Genomic DNA, 23,657 nt, shown 5'->3' on the forward strand with positions numbered 1-23,657 from the left:
GTTCCAGCTCTGTACAGCATGGGCGCATTGAAAGTTGAAACGCCTTTGTTCATTCCTCATGCACACGATGAGACACACCACCATGAGCTCAGAACCTTCAATTCACTCCAACGCCCTTAACTTCATGAGTTTCATGGAAAACGGTGTCGATACGCGCACCGGCCAGTACACGTTGTCGATCAAACTTCCCGACCTGCGCGCCAATGACTTCCAGGGCCCCGACCCGGAACTCAGCCTCAACTTCAGCCCGCTCAACAAGAGCGACTCTGGCTGGGGCAAAGGTTGGAACCTGTCACTGACCCAGTTCACTGCGCACAACCAAGTCGTCACCACCTCTACCGGTGAAACTTTCAAGGTCACCGGAACCGCCGGCGACCGCCTGCACCTGCGCGAGCAACGGCTGGCGCACTTTCATTTGTATCGCGAACCTGCCGGCCCCGGTGGCAACGCGCGTTATCGGGTGGTACACCGTTCTGGCGTGGTGGAAATTCTCGAAGAAATGGGCAGCATGACCGGGCGCATCGCCCTGCCGGTGCAGATCTATTCGGCGACAGGGCACCACATCAGCCTGGCGTACCAGCCGTTCAACCCGGCCTACATGATGCTCAGCTCGATCACCGATGGCAGCGGGCAGATCCTTCTGGAAGTAGAGCGCAAGGATGGCCGCATCGAGTTGCGCGAACGGCCTTACCAGGGCGATGACGGCCAGCCCTTCGCCCGCTATGTGATGAACCTGATCAACACCGACTGGGTCGAATCGGTTGTTTTGCCAACCGCCGAGCATGCAAGCTGGCGCCTGGATTACAGGCAGGTGCTCGATCATCTGTGCCTGAGCAAGGTCGAGAACCCTACCGGCGCTCGGGAATACTTGCTTTATCAAGATGCTGGGCATCAGTTCCCAGGTACCAGCCGCCCCCTGGCCTTGCCCCGGGTTACCCGCCACATCATCGAGCCAGGTCAGGGACAACCCGCATTTCAGCGAGCCTATGTCTATCCGGGCTCGCACAATTTCCTGGGCTTCGGCAGTGGCATTGGTTGGAGTGACGACGGGCTGGACAACCTCTACAAGTACTCGGCCGACTACGAGTATCAAACCGTCGAAACCTTATGCGACGCAGATAGCAACCCACTGCAGAGCGTTACCCGTACCTTCAACCGTTTCCATCTGCTGACTGCCACCAGAACCGTCCAGAACAACTGCGTTCATGAAATCAACACCACCTACAACCTCAGACCAGGCTCATTCGACGAGCAGGCGCCAACCCTGCAGATGCCGATCAGGGAGCAGACCCGCTGGTCATTGGCCAACGACATTACCCGCAGCCGCCTGGAAACGGTTGAAACGCAGTACGACACCCATGGCAACATCACCTGGCGCAAACTGGCCAGCGGGGTGACCGAAACCAATACCTGGTACGGCGTAGAGGCTGAAGACGGGTACCCGGGGGATGCCAATGGTTTCGTTCGGCACCTCAAGAGCCGGACCACCACACCCTCCAGCGACGGCCAAGGGCCGGCACCCACCCTGACCCGCCACTACCGGTACCGCGCCCTGACGCCGCTGGCGAGCGACACCATCACGCTTAGCCCAATGGTTGTCGAGCACACCGAAACACTGGTGCAGGAAGCCAACCCGGCAGAGGTGCTCGCGCAAACGGTGAGCGCCTACATTGACGCGCCGTTTGCCAGCCTGCTGCATGGCCGCCTCTATCAGCAGACGCTCAAACGCAACACGCTGGAAACCACCACCCAGTATCAGTTCAGGAGGATGGTCGACCCACTCAGCCAGCACCCGGTGCTGGAAACCCGCACCACCCTCATCGGTTATGACGGCGCGCTGCGCTCAACCGCTGAAAGGCGTTCGCTGCTGGTCGGTGAGACGGTCTTCGAATCCGATGAGAACGGCGTGCAGACACATTGGGAATTCGATGCACTGCGCCGTGTTATCCGTGAGCGGGTATCGGCCGGGACCGACTTCGAGGCGGGCAGACGCTACGCCTATGAACTGTGTGCCCGCGACGGGGACATCGCCCGGCATCGAGTGACCAACGCGCGCGGTATCACTACCGAGACGGTACTGGACGGCCTGGGCCGGCCTGTCCTCGAGCAAAGGGACAACGTTCATCCCTCACGGCCGGGCAGCTTTTTCAAAGTCATGACCCTTGAATACGACGCTTTCGGCCACCGGGTCCAGGAAACCGTTACCGACTGGCTGCAAGGTAGCCAGTTCCTGACGCTGACCAAGCGCATGAGGTATGACGATTGGGGTGAGCAATGCTGCTCCATTGGCCCGGATGGCGTTGAACAACACAACGTACTCGATCCTATCGGTAATGCCGCTCACAAAGGCGCCATCCGTTACACCTGGCGCGAAGGCGGCAAGCTGCAATCACGTACCCGGACACACACCCGCAACGGTGTCAAAACCCAGGTAACCCACGTGGCGCGGGCGATCAGCGGCAAGACCGAGACCTGGCTCAACCTGTTCAACAAGCCCGTGCGGCGCAAGCGCCTGGATGCCTTCGACGAGCTGCTCGGCGAGCGCAGCTACACCTATGACGGCCTCGGACACACCCTTAGCGAAAGGGATGAACGCAACCACACCACACTATTTTCCTACGACCCCTGGGGCCGCATGCTGAGCACCCGGCAGGCCAACAATACACAGCTGACCCGCACCTACGCCGAGCATTCCAGCGAAGAGCTACCCGCCAGCCTGGTGGTGACCCCGGCGAACGTCTCGTTACCCGCCCGCGAAATCGGTGCGCAGTACCACGACGGGCTGGACCGCCTGGTCGGCGCTACCACGGGCGGGCGGACTGAGTATTACCTGTTCCGTGAAGGCGAAAGCATGCCACGCCAGTACATCACCCCTGCCGGGGACACCATCGAGCTGGATTACAACCTGCAGCTCACCAACATGCCGACCAGCAACAATGCGCCCGAAGACCACGCCCGCTTCGGCTATCACCCCACCAGCGCGCGTTTGCTTAGCAGTGACAACGGGCAAGGCAAGCGACGTTACGAATACAACATGGCCAACCAGCTGACTGCAGAACACTGGGACGACGTGCACACAGGCAAGTCCTGGAGCAGGACCCACGTCAGCACCTTGCATGACCGATTGAAAAGTACACAAGAAGCCAATGGTGTACCTACCACGCACGAGTACTACCCGGACGGTCGCTTGAAATCTACGCTTCAGGGCCAGTTGCAGGCAGTCTTCGAATACGATGAGCTGGGCCGCGTGCAACTGATCACCAGCCACGACCGGGCAGGCAGCCATTCGCTGCAAACGGCGATTGAATATGATGATCATGATCGCGAATTAAAGCGCTCCTGGCGCCAGAGCGGTCAGCCAGATCGCCTGCAGGAATCGGCCTGGGGCGCGGATGACTTGATGCTCAGCCGCACACTGCATGTCGCCGGTGTTTTGCGTCTTGAAGAAGGCTTTGGTTATGACAGCCATGCGCGTCTGGTCCGGCACACCTGCAAGGGGCCGGACTTGCCGCGCGACACGCTGGGCCGCGGTATCGAATCCCAGGTATTCACCTTCGATGCCTTCAACAATATCGTGATCACAATTACCAGTTTCACCAGCGTGCCGCGCCCGGAAAGGGCCGAGTTCATTCATGCGGAACGCGACCCCTGCCAGCTGCAACACATCAAATACACGCCTGCGCGTGCCGAGCCGGACCCCTGGTTCAGCTACGACGCCAATGGCAACCTGACCCGCGACGAGCGTAACCGCCCGGTGCGTTATGACAGCCAGAACCGGTTGCTGGGCCTGAACGCTGCGGGCCAGCCCGATACCTATGGCTATGACGGCAATGGCCTGCTGGTCAGTCGCCACGACGCCGGCAAGCGCACCCTGCTGCTGCATGACGGTGAACGATTGCGCCTGGCCGTGCGTGACGGCGTGCAGACACTGTACCTGCACCACGGCGAGCAACCGCTGGGTGTGCAGCAAAGCGGCAGCGGCGCGCACTCACCGTTGCTGCTGCACACCAGTGCCAGCCACAGCGTGATTGCCGAAAGCCAGGCCGGTAGCACGCGGGCCATACGTTATACGGCATACGGCGAAGGCCACAGCGACGACCCTGCGCTGGCTGCGCTGGGCTACAACGGCGAGGCGCTTGACCCGCACAGCGGCTGGTACCTGCTGGGCAACGGCTATCGTGCCTACAACACGGTGCTGATGCGCTTCCACAGCCCGGACTCGCTCAGCCCGTTCGGCGAAGGGGGGCTGAACTATTACGGCTACTGCCTGGGCAACCCGGTTACCTTCCGCGACCCTACCGGGCATTTCAGCACCGGTTACAGCGGTACCAGCCAGTCGCGGCAGGAGCTTGAGCGGCATCGGATCTCGCCGCGCGTGGAGCTCGGTGTGATGGGCTGGATCGGCATGGGTGTCGGTTTCATTTTCGCCGCCATCGCCTCGGTGGTGGCGATTGCGGTGACGTATGGTGCAGCTACACCAGCGGTAGCCAGCGCTTGGACGGCAGGCACGACAGGTTTCGCCATAGTAGGTGCCGGTGGGGCAGCCGTCGGTGTAGGCGCGGGCACGGCAGCCGCAGCACCAGCCGTCGCGGCAGGTACAGTTGCGACAGCGGCATTCTCCGCAGCATTAGCAGCGTCAGCAGCAGCGGCAGCAGCGGGAGCTGCGGGAGCTGCGGGAGCCGCGGGAGCAGGCACGCTCAGCACCGCCTTCAACGTTGCGACTTCGATCATCACGGCAACGTTGACAATCGCAGGTACGGCGGTACAGACGGAGGGCGTTCTTGCAGGGAATGAGACACGCAGCAATATCGGCATGATCTTGAGCTACGCGGCGGCAGTCGTAGGTCTCGCTGGCGGCGGTCTGGCATATGCTGCAAGTGCACTGCGAACGGCTCCAAAAGTTGGAATTTATTCACAAAGTCAAATGATGAAAAACCATCTAAATTACAACGGACAAGCAACCCCTAAAAAAGCACCAGTGGGCCTGGAAAGACTCTGGTACTACATGCCTAAAGAAGAAGCTTTTAAAATCCCAAGAATATAAGCTTAACGCTCTCTTATGTCCCTCCACACATATCTTTGCACTGCGAGGATCCAATATGAAAGACTCAACATCGCTTTCAGACAACCGCAGCAAAGCTGAAGAAACCCGCAAGCGCTATCTGAAGTCAAAAACAGCCAACTTACCGCCATCCCCAAAGAGCCTGGACGCCCCCGATGTCAAAGGCATCATCGATCCCTCAGATGGCACTCTGCACCGAGATGCCTTGACGGATGATCTTAAAGTCCGCATTCCGCCATGGCCATTTCTACCGAACGACCCCAAGTTGGACTCGGAAATACTACAGCTGGAATATTCCCTGACCGGTACCAATGACTCTTTCAAAGACATCGGCACCCCGGAGGAATGCTTTCCGCCGATCGTGCCGGACGATTTCCCTATTCCCGTGTCATACCCTAAGGGCCATATCCCCGCCAATGGCGCGCTATGGATCCGCTACAGGCACGAAGATTACATGGGAGTTCACCGTCGGTCGGAGGCCATCAGGCTGATCTGTGACAGCATCCCGCCATGGGGTGAACAGATAGTGCCGAATCCGGTACAGCTGCCCGCCGGCTACATCAACGAAACCTACCTGGCCGCGCACCCCGGTGGGATTGAAGCCATTTTACCGCCCCGGGCAAATCAGCAGCCGGGCGATACGTTCAAGCTGTACTATCTGGAGAAATGGCCAGAAGAACAGAGCGAATTCGGCACGCCAGCGGCCCAGGGGCCCGTTCCCGATGACCGCAAGGTGATGATCCCGGTCGACCAGATACGGCGCATGGGCGATGGCCGCTTCTTTATCACCTACTTCGAGTTCGACAAAGCGACCAACAAGAGCCGCATGGCTTTCCCGGGCTCGGTCGACGTAGTGCTCGGGGACGAACCGGAAGATCTGCAGAAACCACAAGTACCGCTGACACTGGACGGCGTACTTGACCTGAAGGATGCGCAGCTCGGGGTCACGGTGGACATCCCGGAGTACAAGAACCGCGGCTTGCGTGACACCATCGAAGTCACATGGCACGGGGTAACCCCAGCCGGCTCCGTGTTGCGCCCTGAGCCTGTGGGCTCACGCCCCTTCCCTATCAGCGTCCCGGTTCCCCCGGACGTATTGCGCGAGGAGTACGGCGCCAGTACAGGTGTAGAAGCCACCAACGTCAGCTATCGAATCTTGCGCGGCGAGGTGCCCTATGGCCCGGCAAATGACGGCATCAACGTCGACTTTTCCATCGCAGGCCCCGGGCGCCCCGACCCGGACCCCGAATGGCCGGCGCCTGTCAACCCTTACTTGACCGCACCGCAGATCACCAGCGAGTCGGGGCTGAGCAACCGACTGGTGCGGGCTGACGCCGGTAAGGACGCGACGCTGAGTATCGATCTGTACGACCGCATCGAGGTCGGACAGGTCGTCGACTTCTATTGGAATGGCATCCTGATGGATGAGGCTAGCTGGGTGGTCGACCGGGTGACTGGCGCGGTCAAGCAAGTCACGATCCTGTGGAAGTACATCCATGCGGCCGGCAACAACCCGAGGCTGCCGGTGCACTACACCGTGCGCGCAGCAGCCGACGCGCTCAATGAACAAGAGTCGGAGCGCCAGTACGTCGATGCCGACGCGGTGACGATTACCCCGGATGCCGGGCAGTTCGAGGGGCTGACGCCCCGAGACTGGCTGAGTTGCTCATCCTTGTGGGACCCGGACGACGCTACAGCCCCTCCTGCATTCAGGATCAGGATCCCGGCCAGTGCCCAGTACAACCTCGTCCCTGGCGACAAGATCACGCTCGAATGGACGGTCGTCCAGGGGCTTGACGGTGAAGTCCCCATCGACGTGGGCCTCCCCGAAACGCTGACGCTGACTCAATCAATGATCGAGGACGGCTTCGTCTGGAAAATTCAGCCGTACGAGGATCGTATTCTGCCGATCTATGTCCCTTCACCGCTGGCGGCACGCGGCCGGGTGAAGTACAGCTTCCCCGGAAAAGGGCTGGTATCGGCTCTCGCGGAAAAAAGAGTCAGCATCGCTGACAACGGCACAGGGAGCACTTGCGATTTGACCCGCCCCTGACCGCCGCTGGCAGCGGCCTTTGGATATCGGGCCGCCGCCAGCACTAAATGTAGGACTTATCCTGGTGAATTGTAGGGTAATTCCTACATTCATCGCGAAGTGGCGCACATAGGCTGACGGCCTGAAAGATCCCCCTACAAAAAGGAGAGATGGATCTTACAAACGCAGCCATATACACAAGGAAATTCCATGTCTAGCCACCCGCGATCAACTTTCTATTCTCTTCGGCATCTGACCCTGCTGGGCAAACTGAGCCCGCTGCTGCTGGCAACCTCCGCCTGGGCCCAGACCAACGTTACCAAGGACACCCTGATCGATGCCGGCAGCGCACTCGACAGCTACCGCGTCATAGGTCCCGCCACCTTGACGGCCAATGGCGCGAAGATGTTGCAGGTGTTTGCAGAGGCGGGCGCCACAGTCACGTTCAGCGACAGCCGTATCGACGCCTTGAACAATGCCAACGGTCTCACCCTGTGGGGGGCAGATGCTACCTTGCAGCGCACCACTGTGGTGAGCGAGTCCCGCGGCCTGAGCCTGACAGCGGATGGCAGCGCGGGCAGGCACTCACAGGCGCTTGTCATCGACAGCAACATAAGCGGCGCACGCCAGGGCGCGCTGGTCAACGACAGTACGCTCGAACTGCAACGCAGCGAGCTGCGTGGCACTGGCGCAGCCGGCCTGGGCGCCGATTTGTTCAACGGCACGCTGATAGCCCGCGAAGGCTCCACCATCAGCGGCAGCCAGAACGGCGTACGCCTGCGCGAAGGCAGCAGCCCTTCGGGCAACTCCACGCTGGTGGTGGACAACAGCCTGGTCGAGGGCGTGAACGGATCGGCAATCGTCGTGGGTATCGGCGCCATCCGCCCGGCTTCTGCGCACATCGACGTGCTCAACCGCTCGACCCTGCGCGCGGGCAATGGCGTGCTGCTGGAAGTGGAGCACAGTGCTGACGCGACCTTGCGGGTGAATGACAGCCAGCTGGAGGGCGACGTCGTCGTCGCCGAAGGCGGCAGTGCCGCAGTTCAGCTCGAAAATTTTGCCACTCTCAAAGGGCGCCTGGAAAACGTCGCCAGCCTGGCCATCGACAGCAATGCCCAATGGGTGATGGTCGGCGATGCCCATGTCGGCGCATTGAGCATGGATGGCGGCTCGGTGCGCTTTGGCGAGCTGAAAGAGTTCTTCACCCTCTCGCTGGACAGCCTGGCGGGCAACGGCACCTTCGTGATGGAAGCTGACTTCAGCAGCGGCCAATCGGACAAACTGGACGTGACCGGCAACGCCAGCGGCAACCATACCTTGCTGATCAACAGCAGTGGCCACGACCCGCACGCGGAAAACAGCCTGCACATGGTGCACACCGGCGGCGGCGACGCGCAATTCGAACTGCAAGGCGGGCCGGTGGACCTGGGTGCCTACTCCTACGACCTGGTGCGCAAAGGCGACAACGACTGGTTCCTCGACCTGACTACCCGAGTGGTCAGCCCTGGCACGCAATCGGTCATGGCCCTGGCCAACGCAGCCCCAACCATCTGGTACGGCGAACTAGGCACCTTGCGCAGCCGCATGGGTGAGGTGCGACGCAACCCGGCCAACTCCGGCGCCTGGGTGCGTACCTTCGGCAATAAATACAATGTCGCGGCCAGCGCTGGCGTGGCCTATCAGCAGCATCAGCAAGGTTTGTCGTTCGGCGCCGATACCCCCTTGTCAGCCGGTGATGGCAACTGGCTGGTCGGGGTTACGGCGGGCATCAGCACGTCCGACCTCAACCTGGCACGTGGTTCATCTGCAACCGTCGACAGCTACCACATCGGTGCCTATACCAGCTGGTTCGAGGCCGAAAGCGGCTATTACTTCGACGCCACGGCTCGGCTCAACCGCTTCGAGAACAGCCTGGACGTACGCCTGAGCGACGGCAAGAAAACCGAGGGGGACTACACCAGTCAAGGGCTGGGGGTTTCGCTGGAAGTCGGCCGGCACCTGAGCCTGGCAGACGGCTACTTCCTCGAGCCATTCGCGCAGCTCTCGGGGCTGGTGGTGCAGGGCAAGGACTACAGCCTGGACAACGGTATGAGTACCGAGGGCGAACGCACACGCTCGCTGCTGGGCAAGCTCGGCGCCACAACTGGGCGCACCTTCACCGCGGCGGACGGGCGCACCCTCCAGCCCTACCTGCGCGTCGCGGCCGTGCATGAATGGGCCAACGATAACCAGGTCAAGGTGAACGGCAACCGCTTCGCCAACGACCTGTCCGGTACGCGCGGTGAGGTTGGTGTGGGCCTGGCGCTGTCATGGGCAGAGCAATGGCAAGCGCATGCCGACTTCGACTACAGCCACGGCAGCAAGATCGAACAGCCCTGGGGCGTCAATCTCGGGGTGCGGTACAGCTGGTGAACACTGAGGGAAGGCCGTAGCGCCTTCCCTTTTTCGTCTCAACGTCAGGCTCGGAGAAGGCCGATGACTCGTAAAAGAACCACCCAGGAAACCACAGCCCCGTGCAATACATCGACCGCAGCGCCGTCACCGGCCACGGATACGGCACTGCTCGTTCCGCCAACGGTATTGGACCTGGTGCCTGATGTGGAGGGAGCGCCGAGCAATGTCGTGGCGTTTGTCGCCACCTACAAGCCATTGCGCGTCGAGTTCCCGCTGTGGGCACACTCGGCGCCAGAGCTGGGGACCGAGTACCTGACGTTGTACTGGAATGGTAAAGAGGTCGAGAAAAAAGCGTTCGACAAGCCAATTCAGCCTGCAGATCTGTATATCCTCGCACCTGTCCGCTTGATGATCGAAGGCGAGCATGATCTGCATTACGACGTGCTCAACTACGCGGGTGAACTTTCCGAGTCGCGGCCGCTGACTGTTTACATCGACAAGACCCCCCCCTTGCTCCCAGATGAAGACCAGCTGGAGTTTCCCCCGCTAATCATTCGTGATGGGGTGACCGAGGACTACCTGAAGGCCAATGACGACGAGGTCACGGCCAAGGTTCCATCGTTCTTTGGCGCCGAACCCGGTGACAGCGTGAAATGGTACTGGAGCGCCGACCCGGTCGGGCGACAGATGGTCGGCATCATCACGCTGACCGAAGCCGACATCGAAGTCCTGGGTACTCGAAGTAGCAGCAAACCGCTGCAGCTGGTCTTTCCAGGCGACTTTATTCGCCAGTCCGGCGAGGGCACTCGCTTTGCCCGTTATGAAGTCCAGGACCGGGCCGGCACGGCAACTCAGCGAGCCTTGGCGTGCTCGGTAAAATCAGACCCGTCCCCCCCACCCCGCGAGCTGCCACCGCCGCGCATCAAAGAGGCGACAGGCAGTGATTTCTTCAGCACGCTGGAGCCAGGCAAGGCCGTCAATGGCGTCACATTCGTCATACCGGACGATGCCGACATCAGGCCCGGTGAAACAGTCACCGCATACTGGGGCGAACCAGGCACACTCGGCGGCTACTCCACCAGCACACCCACCTCGCCAGGTGCACGTGAATACCTGATCCCTCGCGTGCATGTGCCGCCGCACATGAACAGCCGGGTCGAGTTGCATTACCAGATCGACAAACCTGACGTGCCGCCATCACCTTTGCACTTTGTCACAGTACGGAAAATCGAAGGCCTGCCAATGGTCCAGTGCACCAAAATCATCAACGGCGCGTTGAACGTGCGCAATCTGGGCAGCGCCACCTTTACGCTGGGCGACTGGGAATCCGGCATACATCACAGTTCGTCAACGCCTGGATCCTTGGGGTGAGCCGCACCAATACCGAGGTGGAAATCACACTACCCATTGCCAATGCGCTACCCGTTCCTACCGAAGCTGGCGAGATGGTGCTGGGTAACGTGAGCGAAACCGACCTGCGGAAGTTGGCCCTCACCTTCCAGTTCCATGTGCTCGTCGAGGTGTCATTCGACGGCAAGGTGAGCTGGCTGAAGTTCCCGAGTGCCGCTGCCCAGCTGGAAGACAAGGCCTGATCCCAAGCAAAAAAAAACGCCACTCGAAAGAGTGGCGTTTTTGTATTTGGAGCGGGAAACGAGACTCGAACTCGCGACCCCGACCTTGGCAAGGTCGTGCTCTACCAACTGAGCTATTCCCGCAATTTGAAGCTTTACCGCTATTGGCGTGAAGCGCCATGAAGACCTTCACCACCACTGTACCGCATAGACGCCACAGTATTTAAACTGGAGCGGGAAACGAGACTCGAACTCGCGACCCCGACCTTGGCAAGGTCGTGCTCTACCAACTGAGCTATTCCCGCATTTGGCGTCCCCTAGGGGACTCGAACCCCTGTTACCGCCGTGAAAGGGCGGTGTCCTAGGCCACTAGACGAAGGGGACACACAACACTTTTCAGTGCACCAGGACCTGAACCTCACGATTCAGACTGGATTTCTATTTCCTGCCCCGCCGTTAAGCGTTGCCGGATAATTTGGAGCGGGAAACGAGACTCGAACTCGCGACCCCGACCTTGGCAAGGTCGTGCTCTACCAACTGAGCTATTCCCGCAATTTGGCGTCCCCTAGGGGACTCGAACCCCTGTTACCGCCGTGAAAGGGCGGTGTCCTAGGCCACTAGACGAAGGGGACACGCTGCTGGCATTGCTGCCTGCTTTCACTCCCTGCCGCGTTTCGCTGTGTGCTTTACGCTGCAAGTGGCGCGCATTCTATGGATGGTTGGAACATGCGTCAACCCCTTTGTAGAAATTTATTTAAATCAATGACTTCCGGGTCGGTAGGGGTGCAGCTGCGCGTCAGGTGGTCGATATAGAGAGAGGGCCAGCACAGACATACGGCGCCTGTTCGCTCACGCGCAAACTCACTACACTCAAAGCTGCAATTCTTCTTCAATGAGGCATTAACGGTGACACCACTTCTGATCACCCTGCTCATCGTGGCGGGTATCGCGTTGCTGATCGTGATCGGCTACCTCAACAATGTGGTCGAGAACGGCAAGCTCGAGCGCGCCCGGATGAAGATCGAGCTGGCCGACCGCCTGCGCCGCTGCGGTGAAATCACCGAGACCTTCCCCGGCCAGTTCATGACCCCGGCGCTGAAGCTGCTGCTGACCCGTCTGGAGCTCAACCTGAACCAGCGCCAGTTGGCGGTGGACAAGCACAATGCCGAGCTCAAGGCGCGCATTGCCGAGCTTGAAGGTTTGATAGCCCAGGGCGAACAGATCCCGGTCAACAACCCGCCCAACCCGATCCAGACCGAGGTCAAGGCCAAGGACGTGCGTTTCTTGCTGGAAGCCTTGCACAACCAGGTCACCCGTGCCGCCCAGGAGGGCTTCCTGCCTGCCGCCGAGGCCAAGCACTGGGTCAAGGAAATCCGCCATATCCTGGTGCTGCTGCACATCGAGTTCTTCAACAGCCTCGGCCAGATGGCCCTGCAGAAGAACCAGCCGGGCCAGGCCCGCCTGGCGTTCGAGCGCGGGGTGCAATACCTGCGCAAGCAGCCGGAGCCAAAGGTGTATGAAGAGCAGCTGACCTATCTGGAGAAGCTGCTGGCCCGCGCCAACGCCCAGGTGCTGGACAAGATGGAACCGGCGCAGGACGAGCAGAACGAACTGACTGAAGGGCTCAAGACCGATGAGGAAGAGACCTGGAAGAAGAAGGTGATGTACGACTGATGCATTAACCTGTACCGGCCTCTTCGCGGCTAAAGCCGCTCCCACAGGGACCGCAAGGCCGTCAAGCCTGATGCAGTCCCTGTGGGAGCGGCTTTAGCCGCGAAGAGGCCAGTACAGGCGACACACCAATCAGCAGTCAGTCAACGCCAGAAAAACCGCCGCCAACCGCTCCAGCCCAATTTGGTCCGCTTCGCTGAACCGACCGAGCTTCGGACTATCCAGGTCCAGCACACCAATCAACCTGCCCTCCTTCACCAGCGGAATCACCAGTTCGCTGTTCGACGCACTGTCACACGCGATATGCCCCGGGAACGCGTGCACGTCTTCCACGCGCTGGGTTTGCCGGGTAGCCGCCGCCGCCCCGCACACACCTTTGCCGAATGGAATGCGCACACAGGCTACCTGGCCCTGGAACGGCCCCAGCACCAGCTGTTCGTTGCGGTTGAGGTAGAACCCCGCCCAGTTCAGGTCGTCCACCTGGTTGTACAGAAACGCCGAAAACTGCGCGGCGTTGGCGATGAAGTCACGCTCGTCGGCAAACAGTGCCTGCACTTGCGCCGCCAGCAGGTTGTAGCCGTCGAGGCCGGCGCCACTGGCATTGAGGTCGATCATTTACTTTTGCTCCAGCAATTGCAGCCCGACCCAGTAGCGGGCGAACTGATAGGCACAACGGCCATTACGGTTACCGCGGCCGGTAGCCCAGCGCACGGCGAGGATGTCCAGGGCTTCGTCACGCTGCCAACGCAGGCCGGCCGGGCTTGCCAGCTGGCCGATCCAGTGCTCGACCACATTGAGGAAGTGGTCCTGGGTGAAGGGGTAGAACGACAGCCACAAGCCAAAGCGGTCCGACAAGGCAATCTTGTCTTCCACCGCTTCGCTGGGGTGCAGCTCACCGTCAACCCGCTTCCAGTTCTCGTTGTCGCTTTCTTTCTCCGGCACCAGGTGCCGGCGGTTGGAGGTGGCGTACAGCAGCACGTTGTCCGGGGCCTGCTCCAGCGAGCCGTCGAGCACGCTCTTGAGCACCCGGTAATCGCCCTCCCCGGCTTCGAACGACAGGTCGTCGCAGAACAGGATGAAACGCTGCGGCAGCTTCTGCAGCTGCTCGACCACCCGTGGCAGATCGGCCAGGTGGTCGCGTTCGATTTCGATCAGGCGCAGCCCGGCGTCGGCATGTTCGGCCAGCAAGGCGCGCACCAGCGACGACTTGCCGGTGCCGCGTGAACCCCACAGCAGCGCGTGGTTGGCGGGCAGGCCATTGATGAACTGGTGCGTGTTGCGGCCCAGCTGGTCACGCTGCTGGTCGACGCCGATCAGGTCGCTCAGGCGGATATCCAGGCTGACTTCCAGCGGCAGCAGGTAGCCGCTACGGCCATCGCGCTGCCAGCGCGCGGCCAGGGTGGTGCCCCAGTCGATGTCCGGGCGTACTGCCGGCAACAAGGGTTCGAGGCGCGCCAGTACCGATTCGGCGCGGTCCAGAAATGCAATCAAGCGAGCGTCCATCAGGGCTCCTGAAAATTCGGATTTGGGGCCTGCTGTGCCGGCCTCTTCGCCACTGAAGCCGCTCCCACAGGTTTTGTGGTATCCCTGTGGGAGCGGCTTCAGCCGCGAAGAGGCCGGTACAGGCCGGTGAGCTATCAAGGCTGAATGTGTGACAGGCCCGCCAGCAGCCGGGGCTATTCGGCTATGCTTGCGCAGCGCAAGGGACGTGAAACCGGCTCGGGACTCATGGATATCAAGTTCACCAATCGCCTGTCATACAAGCAAGCCCGGTTGACAGTCCTGGTCGGCTTCATCCTGGGAACATTGCTCAGTCTCATCCAGATCGGCATCGATTATGCCAGCGAAGACGCGTCCATCAACCGCGAAGTGCGTGCCTTGCTGCAAATCAGCCACAACCCGGCCTCGCGCATCGCCTACAACATCGACTCGGAGCTGGCGCTGGAGCTCACCCGCGGCCTGCTGCAGTCGCCGGCAATCATCCGCGCACGGCTGATCGACAACAACGACACGGTGCTGGCCGATGTCGAGCGCCCCCGCCTGGAGGATCGCTACCGGCCACTGAGCGACTTCCTGTTCGGCGAGAAGCGCCAGCTCGACGAGCGCCTGTACCTCACCCACATGCCCGAGGAGTACCTCGGCACCCTCTACCTGGACGTCGACACCTATGCCTTCGGCAGCCGCTTCCTGGAGCGTGCCGGCATTACCCTGCTCAACGGCTTTGCCCGCAGCCTGGTGCTCACCGGCATCCTGCTGGGGCTGTTCTACATGATGCTGACCAAGCCGCTGGTAACCGTGATCGGCGCGCTCAGCGGCAGCGACCCGCGCAAGCCGCGGCAAACCCGCCTGGCATGCCCACACGGCCACGAGCACGACGAAATCGGCGTGCTGGTGAAGGTCGCCAACCAGCAGTTCGTCAGCATGGCCACCGAGATCGAACAGCGGCGCACGGCGGAAAACCGCCTCACCCAGTACCTCAACGAGCTGGAAGACATCGTCTCGGCGCGCACCAATGAGCTGAAAGCCAGCAACAGCAGCCTGAGCCTGTCCAACCAGGAGCTGGAGATCGCTCGCTGCCGTGCCCTGGACATGGCCCAGGCGCGCGCCGCCTTCCTGGCCAACATGAGCCACGAAATCCGCACCCCGTTAAACGGCATGCTCGGCATGATCGCCCTGGCGCTGGACAGCCCGCTGCCCAGCGAGCAGCGCCAGCAACTGGCAATCGCCCACGACTCGGGCAAGGTGCTGGTGGAGTTGCTGAACGATATCCTCGACCTGTCCAAGTTCGACGCCGGCCAGCTGGAGCTGGAGCGCATCGCCTTCGACATGGGCTCGATGGTCGAAGACACCGCCAACCTGCTGTCGCAAAACACCGCACAAAGCGTCGAGCTGACCTGCCTGATCGCCCGCGACTTCCCCAGCAGCGTGCTCGGCGACCCCACACGGGTGCGGCAGATCGTCAGCAACCTGTTGTCCAACGCGCTCAAGTTCACCCGCTTCGGCCGCGTGGACGTGCGCCTGGTGGCCATCGTCGGCGGTGTGCGCCTGGAAGTGCGCGACACCGGCATCGGCATCCCCGAAGACGCCCAGGCGCGCATCTTCCAGCCGTTCACCCAGGCCGGCGCCGGCATTACCCGCCAGTACGGCGGCACCGGCCTGGGCCTGGCACTGACCCGCAACCTGTGCAAGGCCATGCACGGCCACCTGCACATTCGCTCCGAAGCGGGCTTTGGCAGCTGGTTTACCGCCGAGCTGCCGCTGGCCGTGCACACCGAAGCAATCCCGCCGGCGCCGCTGCATGGCCGTGTGGCAGCGCTGAGCGCCGCCGGCAGCGGTCTCAATGAACTGCTGCAGGAATTGCTGCCCGGCTGGGGCCTGAGCTATCAGCGCCATGACAGCGTCACTGCGCTGGACGCCGCCACCATCGACCTGTTGATCACTGACGATGTGGACCACCTGTTCGAGCTGCGCCCGGCCCTGAAAATACCGATTCTGCTGGTAACCGCCTATGGCAATTTCCTGTCCAGTGAGCAGTCGCTGGCCCTCGCCCCCTTGCACCAACTGGCCCGGCCCCTGGCCCGCAACGCCCTGTACCAGACCCTGCGCCGCACCCTGCAAGGCCAGGAGCCCGAGCACCCGCTGGCCAGCCCCGCCATCAGCCGCGAGCAAGGCCGCGCGCGGATTCTGCTGGTGGAAGACAACCCGGTGAACCAGCTGGTGGCCAAGGGCATGCTGGCCAAGCTCGGCTGCCAGGTGCAACTGGCCACCCAGGGCGCCGAGGCCCTGGAGCTGCTGGAGCAAGACGCGTTCGACCTGGTACTGATGGACTGCAACATGCCGGTGATGGATGGCTACGAGGCCAGCCGGCGCATCCGCCACAGCGGGCGCTGGCCAGATCTGCCAATCGTCGCCCTCACCGCCAACGCCATGCCCGAAGAGCGCGAACGCTGCCGGGCGGCGGGCATGAACGACTACCTGGCCAAGCCGTTTCGCCGCGAAGAGCTACTGGCGCTGGTCGACCACTGGGTGCCGCTTAACGGCTGAGCAGGCGCTCGATGTCCGCTTCCAGGGCTTGCGGCTTGGTAGTGGGGGCATAGCGCGTGACCTGGCCGCTGGCCGGATCGACGAGGAACTTGGTGAAGTTCCACTTGATCTTCTGGCTACCCAGAATGCCCGGCGCACGCTGCTTGAGCTCGACAAACAGCGGGTGCGCCCCCGCGCCGTTGACCTCGACCTTGCGAAACAGCGGGAAGCTCACGCCGAAATTGCGCTCGCAGAACTGCGCAATCTCCCGCGCTTCGCCCGGCTCCTGCTTGCCGAACTGGTTGCACGGAAAGCCCAGCACCACCAGGCCGCGCTCGCGGTAGTGCTGCCACAGCTGCTCCAGGCCTTTGTACTGCGGGGTAAAACCGCACTGGCTGGCGGTATTCACCACCAGCAGCAGCTTGCCCGGGAAGTCGCCGAGCTTCTTGTGCTCGCCGCCCAGGGTCACGCAGGGGATGTCCAGCATCGATGCAGCCATGGTCGGGCTCCTGTCAGTCGCGCGGGCGCAGGTCGATGCACACCGAGTTGATGCAGTAACGCAGGCCGGTCGGTGGCGGGCCATCGGGGAACACGTGGCCCAGGTGCGCATCACATTTGGCACAGGTGACTTCGGTGCGGATCATGCCGTGGGTAGTGTCACGGATCTCGATCATTGCGCTGTCTTCGATCGGTGCGTAGAAGCTCGGCCAGCCGCAGCCGGAGTCGAATTTGGTCTGCGCATCGAACAGCGCCAGGCCGCAGCAGATGCAATGGTAGATGCCGTCGCGGCGCTCGCTGTTGTACTTGCCGCTGAACGGTCGCTCGGTGCCCTTCAGGCGGCAGACCTGGTACTGCTCGGGGTCGAGCATCGACCGCCATTCATCCAGGGTTTTTTCGATCTTTTTCATGTAGGGACCTCGGCAGGCTGAATTTCACCCCGCGCCGTCTTTTCCGGGGCGCGGGTGGCACGTATATTAGTTGGCTTCGTGTGCCAGGCGTTCAGTCTGGCACCCGCGCCCTGCCCTTTCAAACCTTTCGGCGGGGCATTGTGCGTATTCTCAACCGGGATCCCATCATGCAGTTCAGCAAATCGAACAAGCTCGCCAATGTCTGCTACGACATTCGCGGCCCAGTGCTCAAGCACGCCAAGCGCCTGGAAGAGGAAGGCCACCGCATCCTCAAGCTGAACATCGGCAACCCGGCGCCGTTTGGCTTCGAGGCGCCCGATGAAATCCTTCAGGATGTGATCCGCAACCTGCCCACCGCACAAGGCTACAGCGACTCCAAGGGCCTGTTCAGCGCGCGCAAGGCGGTGATGCAGTACTGCCAGCAGAAGGACATCGAAGGCGTCACCATCGAGGACATCTACCTCGGCAACGGTGTGTCCGAGCTGATCGTGATGTCGATGCAGGCGCTGCTGAACAATAACGACGAGGTGCTGATCCCGGCGCCGGACTACCCGCTGTGGACCGCCGCCGTGAGCCTGGCCGGTGGCAAGCCGGTGCATTACCTGTGCGACGAGCAGGCCGACTGGTTCCCCGACCTTGAAGACATCAAGGCCAAGATCACCCCCAATACCAAGGCGCTGGTGATCATCAACCCGAACAACCCGACCGGCGCGGTGTATTCCAAAGAGCTGCTGCTGGGCATGCTGGAGCTGGCACGCCAGCACAACCTGGTGGTGTTCTCCGACGAGATCTACGACAAGATCCTGTACGACGAAGCCGTGCACATCAGCACCGCCTCGCTGGCCCCCGACCTGCTGTGCCTGACTTTCAACGGCCTGTCCAAGTCGTACCGGGTGGCAGGCTTCCGTTCCGGCTGGCTGATCATCTCCGGGCCCAAGCACCACGCGCAAAGCTACATCGAAGGCATCGACATGCTGGCCAACATGCGCCTGTGCGCCAACGTGCCGGCGCAGCATGCCATCCAGACCGCGCTGGGCGGCTACCAGAGCATCAACGACCTGGTGCTGCCGCCGGGCCGCCTGCTGGAGCAGCGCAACCGCACCTATGAGCTGCTGAACGACATCCCCGGGGTAAGCTGCGTGAAGCCGATGGGCGCGCTTTATGCGTTCCCGCGGATCGACCCGAAGGTTTGCCCGATTCTCAACGACGAGAAGTTCGCGCTGGACTTGCTGCTGTCAGAGAAACTGCTGATCGTTCAGGGTACCGCGTTCAACTGGCCGTGGCCGGATCACTTCCGCGTGGTGACCTTGCCGCGGGTGGATGACCTGGAAGCGGCGATTGGGCGGATTGGCAATTTCCTGAAGGGGTATTCGCAGTAGGGTTTGATTGGGGTGGCGAGAGGGTTCGACGGGGGGTAGGTGGTGGCGCGGAAATCGAGCGCCGCGCGGGCGGCGCTCGATCTCCTAGGCGCCGCAATTCTCAAAGTGAACACCATTTCTTACATCCTGCAACGCTCTACCCCAAAGCCCCCACGCCATCCTCTGCCATACTCCGCCGTACACAGTTTGAAATAGTCGCCCGATTGAATCAGCGCCGCAGGGCCCTTATATACCCCGCAGTAAGCGACAACTTATCCGTCAGGAGAACGTAACAACCATGATGCGCATTCTGTTGTTTGTAGCCACCAACCTTGCGGTGGTGCTGGTTGCAAGCATTACCCTGAGCCTGTTCGGTTTCAACGGGTTCATGGCGGCCAACGGCGTCGATCTCAACCTCAGCAGCCTGCTGGTGTTCTGCGCCGTGTTCGGCTTTGCCGGCTCCCTCGTCTCGCTGTTCATCTCCAAGTGGATGGCGAAGATGACCACGGGCACCCAGATCATCAGCCAGCCGCGCACCCGCCATGAGCAATGGCTGCTGCAAACGGTCGAGGAGCTGTCCCGCGAGGCGGGCATCAAAATGCCCGAGGTGGGTATCTTCCCCGCCTACGAGGCCAACGCCTTCGCCACCGGCTGGAACCGCAACGACGCCCTGGTAGCGGTTTCCCAGGGCCTGCTGGAGCGATTCTCGCCCGATGAAGTGCGCGCGGTGCTGGCCCACGAAATCGGCCACGTGGCCAACGGCGACATGGTCACCCTGGCGCTGGTGCAGGGCGTGGTGAACACCTTCGTGATGTTCTTCGCCCGCATCATCGGCAACTTCGTCGACAAGGTCATTTTCAAGAATGAAGAAGGCCAGGGCATCGCCTACTACGTGGCAACCATCGTTGCCGAGCTGATCCTGGGCATCCTGGCCAGCATGATCGTGATGTGGTTCTCGCGCCGCCGCGAGTACCGCGCCGACGAAGCCGGTGCACAACTGGCCGGCACCGCCGCCATGATCGGCGCCCTGCAGCGCCTGCGCGTGGAGCAAGGCCTGCCGGTGCACATGCCCGACACCATGAAGGCGTTCGGCATCAACGGCGGTCTCAAGCACGGTCTGGCCGGGCTGCTGATGAGCCACCCGCCACTGGAAGACCGTATCGAAGCCCTGCGCCGTCGCGGTTGATTCATCAGGCAAACGAAAAGGGCGACTTCGGTCGCCCTTTTTTGTACGCCTGTCAGCGGCTGACCCGGTAAACCCGCTCCAGCAAACTGGATACCCCGGCCTGCACAAACTTCGGGCTGCTCCCGATCACCTGCACCCCCTCCAGCTCAACTACCTGCCAGCCGGCAAACCCGCGCCGCAACTCTCCATCCCCCACCGAAAACGGCGGCCCGGCCAGCAGCGACTGGTCATATTCCAGCGTCACCACCAACCCTCGGCAACTCTCCGGCAACAAAGCCGATAGCGCCTGCATGTACGTCGCACGCATTTCTACCGGCAACGCAATCAGCGCCGCCCGGTCATAAAGCCCCACGCAGTCGCCAATGTCCTCACTGCGTAGCGCAAAGAAATCGCCACACCACAGCTCCAGGTCACCACTGCGCCACACCTCAAAGGCCCCGCACTGCCGCACCTCGGCTTCAAGACCATGCTCGCGAAAGAAATCCTCCACCGCCCGCCGCGACAGCTCCACGCCCGATACCCGATACCCCTGCCCCGCCAACCAGACCAGGTCCAGGCTCTTGCCACACAGCGGCACCAGCACGCGGCTGCCCGGCGCCAGCTGCAGCTGTGGCCAGTACTGCTGCAGGTAGGGGTTCACCTGCGCCTGGTGAAAGCCGATCTGATTGTCTGCCCATCGCTGCTGCCAGAACGCTGGCTCCATGATCACTCCCGATTTTTAGATGGTTTGTTGGTAAAACTTGGTTTGGATTTCGATCTGTACTTGCTCGAAGATGAGTGCATCTTAACCCTCAGGACCCCGCCATGCTGCCCAGCCTGTTCATCTCCCATGGTTCCCCCATGCTCGCCCTGCACCCCGGTGCCAGTGGCCCAGCCCTGGCCGGGCTCGCCAACGCTCTGCCACGGCCGAAAGCGATCGTGGTGGTGTCGGCGCACTGGGAGAGCCGCGAACTGCTGGTAACCGGTAGTGCACAGCCGCAAACCTGGCACGACTTCCACGGCTTCCCGCCCGCCTTGTATGCGGCGCAATACCCCGCGCCCGGCGAGCCCGGCCTGGCCGGCCAGGTCAGTGACTTGTTGCAGGCTGCGGGGTTGCCAGCGCGGCTGGACGCGCAGCGGCCATTCGACCATGGCGCCTGGGTGCCGCTGTCACTGATGTACCCGGAGGCCAGTATTGCGGTGGTGCAGGTTTCGCTGCCCAGCCACAGGGGGCCGCTGCTGCAGGTAAAGGTCGGCCAGGCGCTAGCGCAGTTGCGCAACGAAGGTGTGCTGCTGATTGGCTCGGGCAGCATTACCCATAACCTGGGCGAGCTGGACTGGCACGCCGGGCCCGAGGTGATCGAGCCTTGGGCGCTGGCGTTCAGGGATTGGGTGGTGGAGAAGCTCCGGACGGATGATCAGGAGGCATTGCTGGGCTATCGGCAGCAGGCGCCGTTTGCCGTGCGTAACCATCCGAGTGACGAACATTTGCTGCCGTTGTTCTTTGCCCTGGGGGCTGGGGGCAGGTTTGGGGTGGTGCACCAGGGGTTCACCCTGGGAGCGCTGGGCATGGACATTTATCGGTTCGACTGAAGATCGCCGGGGGCGCTTTGCACCCCTTTCGCGACACAAGGCCGCTCCTACAGGGGACCGCGCGCCGCGATGGATTGCGCAGCAGCCGCAAAATGGTTCAGGCAAAAAAAATCCCCAGCCGAGGCCGGGGATTTTTTTATTGCGCCAGGATCAATCCTCGCGATAGCGACGCAGCTTCAGCTGCTTGCCGGCCACGCGGGTGTCCTTGAGCTTGGTCAGCAGCTTCTCGAGGCCGTCTTCCGGCAGCTCGACCAGGCTGAAGCTGTCGCGCACCTGGATACGACCGATCGCATCACGGGCCAGGCCACCTTCGTTGAGGATCGCGCCCAGCAGGTTCTTGGCTGCGATGCCGTCACGGGCACCCAGGGCAGTACGGCAACGTACGCGGCCTTCGGCCAGCGGCAGCGGCGCACGGCGCTCGCGGTCACCACGATCACCACGGTCGCTGCGCTCGCCACGGTCCGAGCGCTCGGTACGCTCGCCACGCGGGGCACCCACGCCCGGCACCAGCGGCTGCTCACGCTCTACCGCTGCCAGGTCCAGCGCCTGGCCATTGGTGGCCTTGCGCAGCAGGGCCGAAGCCAGGGCACGGGCACTGCAACCCAGGTCGGCGGTCAGGCGGTCGAACAGTTCGCCATGGGTGGCTTCTGCTTCGGCTACCAGCGGCGCCAGGCTCGAGGTCAGCTTCTTGATGCGGGCATCCAGCACAGCCTGAGCGTTCGGCAGGCGGGCTTCGGCAACTTTCTGCCCGGTAACACGCTCGATCACCTGCAGCATGCGGCGCTCACGCGGGGTGACCAGCAGCAGTGCACGGCCATCGCGACCGGCACGGCCGGTACGGCCGATACGGTGTACGTAGGACTCGGGGTCGTACGGCATGTCGACGTTGAACACGTGAGTGATGCGCGGTACGTCCAGGCCACGGGCAGCGACGTCGGTGGCGACGACGATGTCCAGGCGGCCATCCTTGAGCGATTCGATCACGCGCTCACGCTGGTTCTGGGCGATGTCGCCGTTCAGCGCGGCAGCCTTGTAGCCCTTGGCTTCCAGCGCGGCGGCCAGGTCCAGGGTGGCTTGCTTGGTACGTACGAAGGCGATCAGCGCGTCGAACTCTTCCACTTCCAGCAAGCGCAGCACAGCCGGGATCTTCTGGTCGGCATGGACCATCAGGTGGGCCTGGTCGATCGCGGTGACGGTCTGGGTCTTGCTCTGGATCTTGACGTGTTTGGGTTCGCGCAGGTGGCGTTCGGCGATCGAGCGGATCGACGACGGCAGGGTAGCGGAGAACAGCACGGTCTGACGGGTAGCCGGGATTGCGTCGAAGATCACTTCGAGGTCATCCATGAAGCCCAGCTTCAGCATCTCGTCGGCTTCGTCCAGTACCAGGTACTGCACGGTCGACAGGACTTTTTCGTCACGACGCAGGTGGTCGCACAGACGGCCTGGGGTGGCCACGACGATTTGCGCACCGTTACGGATGGCACGCAGCTGTGGGCCCATCGGGGCACCACCGTATACAGCTACCACGTTAACGCCCGGCATCTGCTTGGCGTAGGTTTCGAAAGCGGTAGCAACTTGCAGCGCCAACTCACGGGTTGGCGCCAGGATCAGGGCTTGCGGCTCGCGCTTGCTCACATCGATCTTGTTGAGGATCGGCAGGGCGAAGGCAGCGGTCTTGCCGGTGCCAGTCTGCGCCTGGCCGATCATGTCGTGACCGGCGAGGATGATCGGGATCGATTGTTGCTGAATGGCGGACGGCTCTTCGTAGCCGGTCGCCAGAACGGCAGCAACAATATTCGGATTAAGATCGAGAGCGGCGAAGCCGCCGGTTTCCTGGGTCATGGGTCTGCCTCTAAGTGCATCCGCAAAGACCCATGCTG

Annotated in this window: 16 protein-coding genes and 5 tRNA genes; 10 read left to right on the plus strand and 11 right to left on the minus strand. The window is 62.0% G+C overall.

All coding sequences use genetic code 11. The annotated features are described in order from the left end of the window. The first annotated feature begins 82 nt into the window (after nucleotides 1-82). The 5 genes from AC5O5R_RS20055 (at nucleotide 83) to AC5O5R_RS20075 (ending at nucleotide 11,080) form a co-directional block, all read left to right on the plus strand. The gene (locus AC5O5R_RS20055; RefSeq protein WP_494514669.1) at nucleotides 83-5,044 is read left to right on the plus strand and encodes an RHS repeat-associated core domain-containing protein; all 4,962 of its coding nucleotides are present in this window, start codon (nucleotides 83-85) and stop codon (nucleotides 5,042-5,044) included. A gap of 55 nt (nucleotides 5,045-5,099) precedes the next feature. Next, nucleotides 5,100-7,115: a hypothetical protein gene (locus tag AC5O5R_RS20060; RefSeq protein WP_494514670.1), complete on the plus strand. Its 2,016-nt coding sequence runs from the start codon at nucleotides 5,100-5,102 to the stop codon at nucleotides 7,113-7,115. 189 nt (nucleotides 7,116-7,304) lie between these two features. Next, a complete protein-coding gene (locus AC5O5R_RS20065; protein WP_494514671.1) occupies nucleotides 7,305-9,506 on the plus strand; it encodes an autotransporter outer membrane beta-barrel domain-containing protein in 2,202 nt (733 codons plus the stop codon). A gap of 210 nt (nucleotides 9,507-9,716) precedes the next feature. Continuing rightward, complete coding sequence (locus AC5O5R_RS20070) at nucleotides 9,717-10,859, plus strand: hypothetical protein (protein WP_494514672.1); 1,143 nt, start codon at nucleotides 9,717-9,719, stop codon at nucleotides 10,857-10,859. Next, the gene (locus AC5O5R_RS20075; RefSeq protein WP_494514673.1) at nucleotides 10,856-11,080 is read left to right on the plus strand and encodes a hypothetical protein; all 225 of its coding nucleotides are present in this window, start codon (nucleotides 10,856-10,858) and stop codon (nucleotides 11,078-11,080) included. Before AC5O5R_RS20070 ends, AC5O5R_RS20075 begins: the two co-directional genes overlap by 4 nt. A 47-nt stretch (nucleotides 11,081-11,127) precedes the next feature. Here AC5O5R_RS20075 and AC5O5R_RS20080 read toward each other — a convergent pair. The 5 genes from AC5O5R_RS20080 to AC5O5R_RS20100 all read right to left on the minus strand — a co-directional run bounded on the left by AC5O5R_RS20080 (nucleotide 11,128) and on the right by AC5O5R_RS20100 (nucleotide 11,691). After that, nucleotides 11,128-11,203, minus strand: a tRNA-Gly gene (locus tag AC5O5R_RS20080). An 85-nt stretch (nucleotides 11,204-11,288) separates the two neighbouring features. Further along, nucleotides 11,289-11,364: transfer RNA gene (locus AC5O5R_RS20085), tRNA-Gly, on the minus strand. A gap of 3 nt (nucleotides 11,365-11,367) precedes the next feature. Beyond that, nucleotides 11,368-11,443: transfer RNA gene (locus tag AC5O5R_RS20090), tRNA-Glu, on the minus strand. Between the two features lie 92 nt (nucleotides 11,444-11,535). Then, nucleotides 11,536-11,611: transfer RNA gene (locus AC5O5R_RS20095), tRNA-Gly, on the minus strand. 4 nt (nucleotides 11,612-11,615) lie between these two features. Next, nucleotides 11,616-11,691 (minus strand) — tRNA-Glu (locus tag AC5O5R_RS20100). Between the two features lie 274 nt (nucleotides 11,692-11,965). Between AC5O5R_RS20100 and AC5O5R_RS20105 the strand changes: the two genes are divergently transcribed. Continuing rightward, nucleotides 11,966-12,733, plus strand: coding sequence for a hypothetical protein (locus AC5O5R_RS20105; RefSeq protein ID WP_172231799.1), 768 nt, complete (start codon nucleotides 11,966-11,968; stop codon nucleotides 12,731-12,733). 129 nt (nucleotides 12,734-12,862) lie between these two features. On the opposite strand, the gene AC5O5R_RS20110 is transcribed toward AC5O5R_RS20105, so the two are convergent. Continuing rightward, the gene (locus AC5O5R_RS20110; protein WP_172222961.1) at nucleotides 12,863-13,345 is read right to left on the minus strand and encodes a GAF domain-containing protein; all 483 of its coding nucleotides are present in this window, start codon (nucleotides 13,343-13,345) and stop codon (nucleotides 12,863-12,865) included. After that, a complete protein-coding gene (locus tag AC5O5R_RS20115; RefSeq protein WP_494514674.1) occupies nucleotides 13,346-14,233 on the minus strand; it encodes an ATP-binding protein in 888 nt (295 codons plus the stop codon). It abuts the gene before it with no gap. Nucleotides 14,234-14,416: 183 nt separating this feature from the next. On the opposite strand from AC5O5R_RS20115, the gene AC5O5R_RS20120 reads away from it, so the two are divergent. Then, nucleotides 14,417-16,774 (plus strand): hybrid sensor histidine kinase/response regulator, encoded by a 2,358-nt coding sequence (locus AC5O5R_RS20120; protein ID WP_494514675.1) that lies wholly within the window; start codon nucleotides 14,417-14,419, stop codon nucleotides 16,772-16,774. Here the strand turns inward: AC5O5R_RS20120 and AC5O5R_RS20125 are convergent. Next, the gene (locus AC5O5R_RS20125) at nucleotides 16,764-17,252 is read right to left on the minus strand and encodes a glutathione peroxidase (RefSeq protein WP_172222950.1); all 489 of its coding nucleotides are present in this window, start codon (nucleotides 17,250-17,252) and stop codon (nucleotides 16,764-16,766) included. The genes AC5O5R_RS20120 and AC5O5R_RS20125 overlap by 11 nt on opposite strands. A 13-nt stretch (nucleotides 17,253-17,265) precedes the next feature. Then, nucleotides 17,266-17,661, minus strand: coding sequence for a peptide-methionine (R)-S-oxide reductase MsrB (gene msrB / locus AC5O5R_RS20130; RefSeq protein WP_172222947.1), 396 nt, complete (start codon nucleotides 17,659-17,661; stop codon nucleotides 17,266-17,268). Between the two features lie 167 nt (nucleotides 17,662-17,828). Here msrB and AC5O5R_RS20135 point away from each other — a divergent pair, with 167 nt between their 5' ends. Together AC5O5R_RS20135 and htpX are read left to right on the plus strand one after the other, a co-directional pair. Continuing rightward, nucleotides 17,829-19,040: a pyridoxal phosphate-dependent aminotransferase gene (locus AC5O5R_RS20135; protein ID WP_494514676.1), complete on the plus strand. Its 1,212-nt coding sequence runs from the start codon at nucleotides 17,829-17,831 to the stop codon at nucleotides 19,038-19,040. Between the two features lie 277 nt (nucleotides 19,041-19,317). Beyond that, on the plus strand, nucleotides 19,318-20,205 hold the full coding sequence (gene htpX / locus AC5O5R_RS20140; protein ID WP_003259721.1) for a protease HtpX: 888 nt from the start codon (nucleotides 19,318-19,320) through the stop codon (nucleotides 20,203-20,205). 52 nt (nucleotides 20,206-20,257) lie between these two features. On the opposite strand, the gene AC5O5R_RS20145 is transcribed toward htpX, so the two are convergent. Continuing rightward, on the minus strand, nucleotides 20,258-20,908 hold the full coding sequence (locus AC5O5R_RS20145) for a thiopurine S-methyltransferase (RefSeq protein ID WP_494514677.1): 651 nt from the start codon (nucleotides 20,906-20,908) through the stop codon (nucleotides 20,258-20,260). 101 nt (nucleotides 20,909-21,009) lie between these two features. Here AC5O5R_RS20145 and AC5O5R_RS20150 point away from each other — a divergent pair, with 101 nt between their 5' ends. Further along, nucleotides 21,010-21,777 carry a DODA-type extradiol aromatic ring-opening family dioxygenase gene (locus AC5O5R_RS20150; protein ID WP_494514678.1) on the plus strand — a complete coding sequence of 256 codons (768 nt, stop codon included), beginning with the start codon at nucleotides 21,010-21,012 and terminating at the stop codon, nucleotides 21,775-21,777. Between the two features lie 150 nt (nucleotides 21,778-21,927). Here AC5O5R_RS20150 and AC5O5R_RS20155 read toward each other — a convergent pair whose 3' ends face one another. Further along, nucleotides 21,928-23,619: a DEAD/DEAH box helicase gene (locus AC5O5R_RS20155; RefSeq protein WP_172222933.1), complete on the minus strand. Its 1,692-nt coding sequence runs from the start codon at nucleotides 23,617-23,619 to the stop codon at nucleotides 21,928-21,930. Nucleotides 23,620-23,657: the final 38 nt, after the last annotated feature.

The organism is Pseudomonas sp. 8_5_2, from assembly GCF_059295255.1.

What these genes read in the sequence shown, in the direction of transcription:
- AC5O5R_RS20055 (WP_494514669.1), top strand. Translation starts at nt 83, where the DNA reads ATGAGCTCAGAACCTTCAATTCACTCCAACGCCCTTAACTTCATGAGT.
- AC5O5R_RS20060 (WP_494514670.1), top strand. Translation starts at nt 5,100, where the DNA reads ATGAAAGACTCAACATCGCTTTCAGACAACCGCAGCAAAGCTGAAGAA.
- AC5O5R_RS20065 (WP_494514671.1), top strand. Translation starts at nt 7,305, where the DNA reads ATGTCTAGCCACCCGCGATCAACTTTCTATTCTCTTCGGCATCTGACC.
- AC5O5R_RS20110 (WP_172222961.1), bottom strand. Translation starts at nt 13,345, where the DNA reads ATGATCGACCTCAATGCCAGTGGCGCCGGCCTCGACGGCTACAACCTG.
- AC5O5R_RS20115 (WP_494514674.1), bottom strand. Translation starts at nt 14,233, where the DNA reads ATGGACGCTCGCTTGATTGCATTTCTGGACCGCGCCGAATCGGTACTG.
- AC5O5R_RS20120 (WP_494514675.1), top strand. Translation starts at nt 14,417, where the DNA reads ATGCTTGCGCAGCGCAAGGGACGTGAAACCGGCTCGGGACTCATGGAT.
- AC5O5R_RS20125 (WP_172222950.1), bottom strand. Translation starts at nt 17,252, where the DNA reads ATGGCTGCATCGATGCTGGACATCCCCTGCGTGACCCTGGGCGGCGAG.
- msrB (WP_172222947.1), bottom strand. Translation starts at nt 17,661, where the DNA reads ATGAAAAAGATCGAAAAAACCCTGGATGAATGGCGGTCGATGCTCGAC.
- AC5O5R_RS20135 (WP_494514676.1), top strand. Translation starts at nt 17,829, where the DNA reads ATGCAGTTCAGCAAATCGAACAAGCTCGCCAATGTCTGCTACGACATT.
- htpX (WP_003259721.1), top strand. Translation starts at nt 19,318, where the DNA reads ATGATGCGCATTCTGTTGTTTGTAGCCACCAACCTTGCGGTGGTGCTG.
- AC5O5R_RS20145 (WP_494514677.1), bottom strand. Translation starts at nt 20,908, where the DNA reads ATGGAGCCAGCGTTCTGGCAGCAGCGATGGGCAGACAATCAGATCGGC.
- AC5O5R_RS20150 (WP_494514678.1), top strand. Translation starts at nt 21,010, where the DNA reads ATGCTGCCCAGCCTGTTCATCTCCCATGGTTCCCCCATGCTCGCCCTG.
- AC5O5R_RS20155 (WP_172222933.1), bottom strand. Translation starts at nt 23,619, where the DNA reads ATGACCCAGGAAACCGGCGGCTTCGCCGCTCTCGATCTTAATCCGAAT.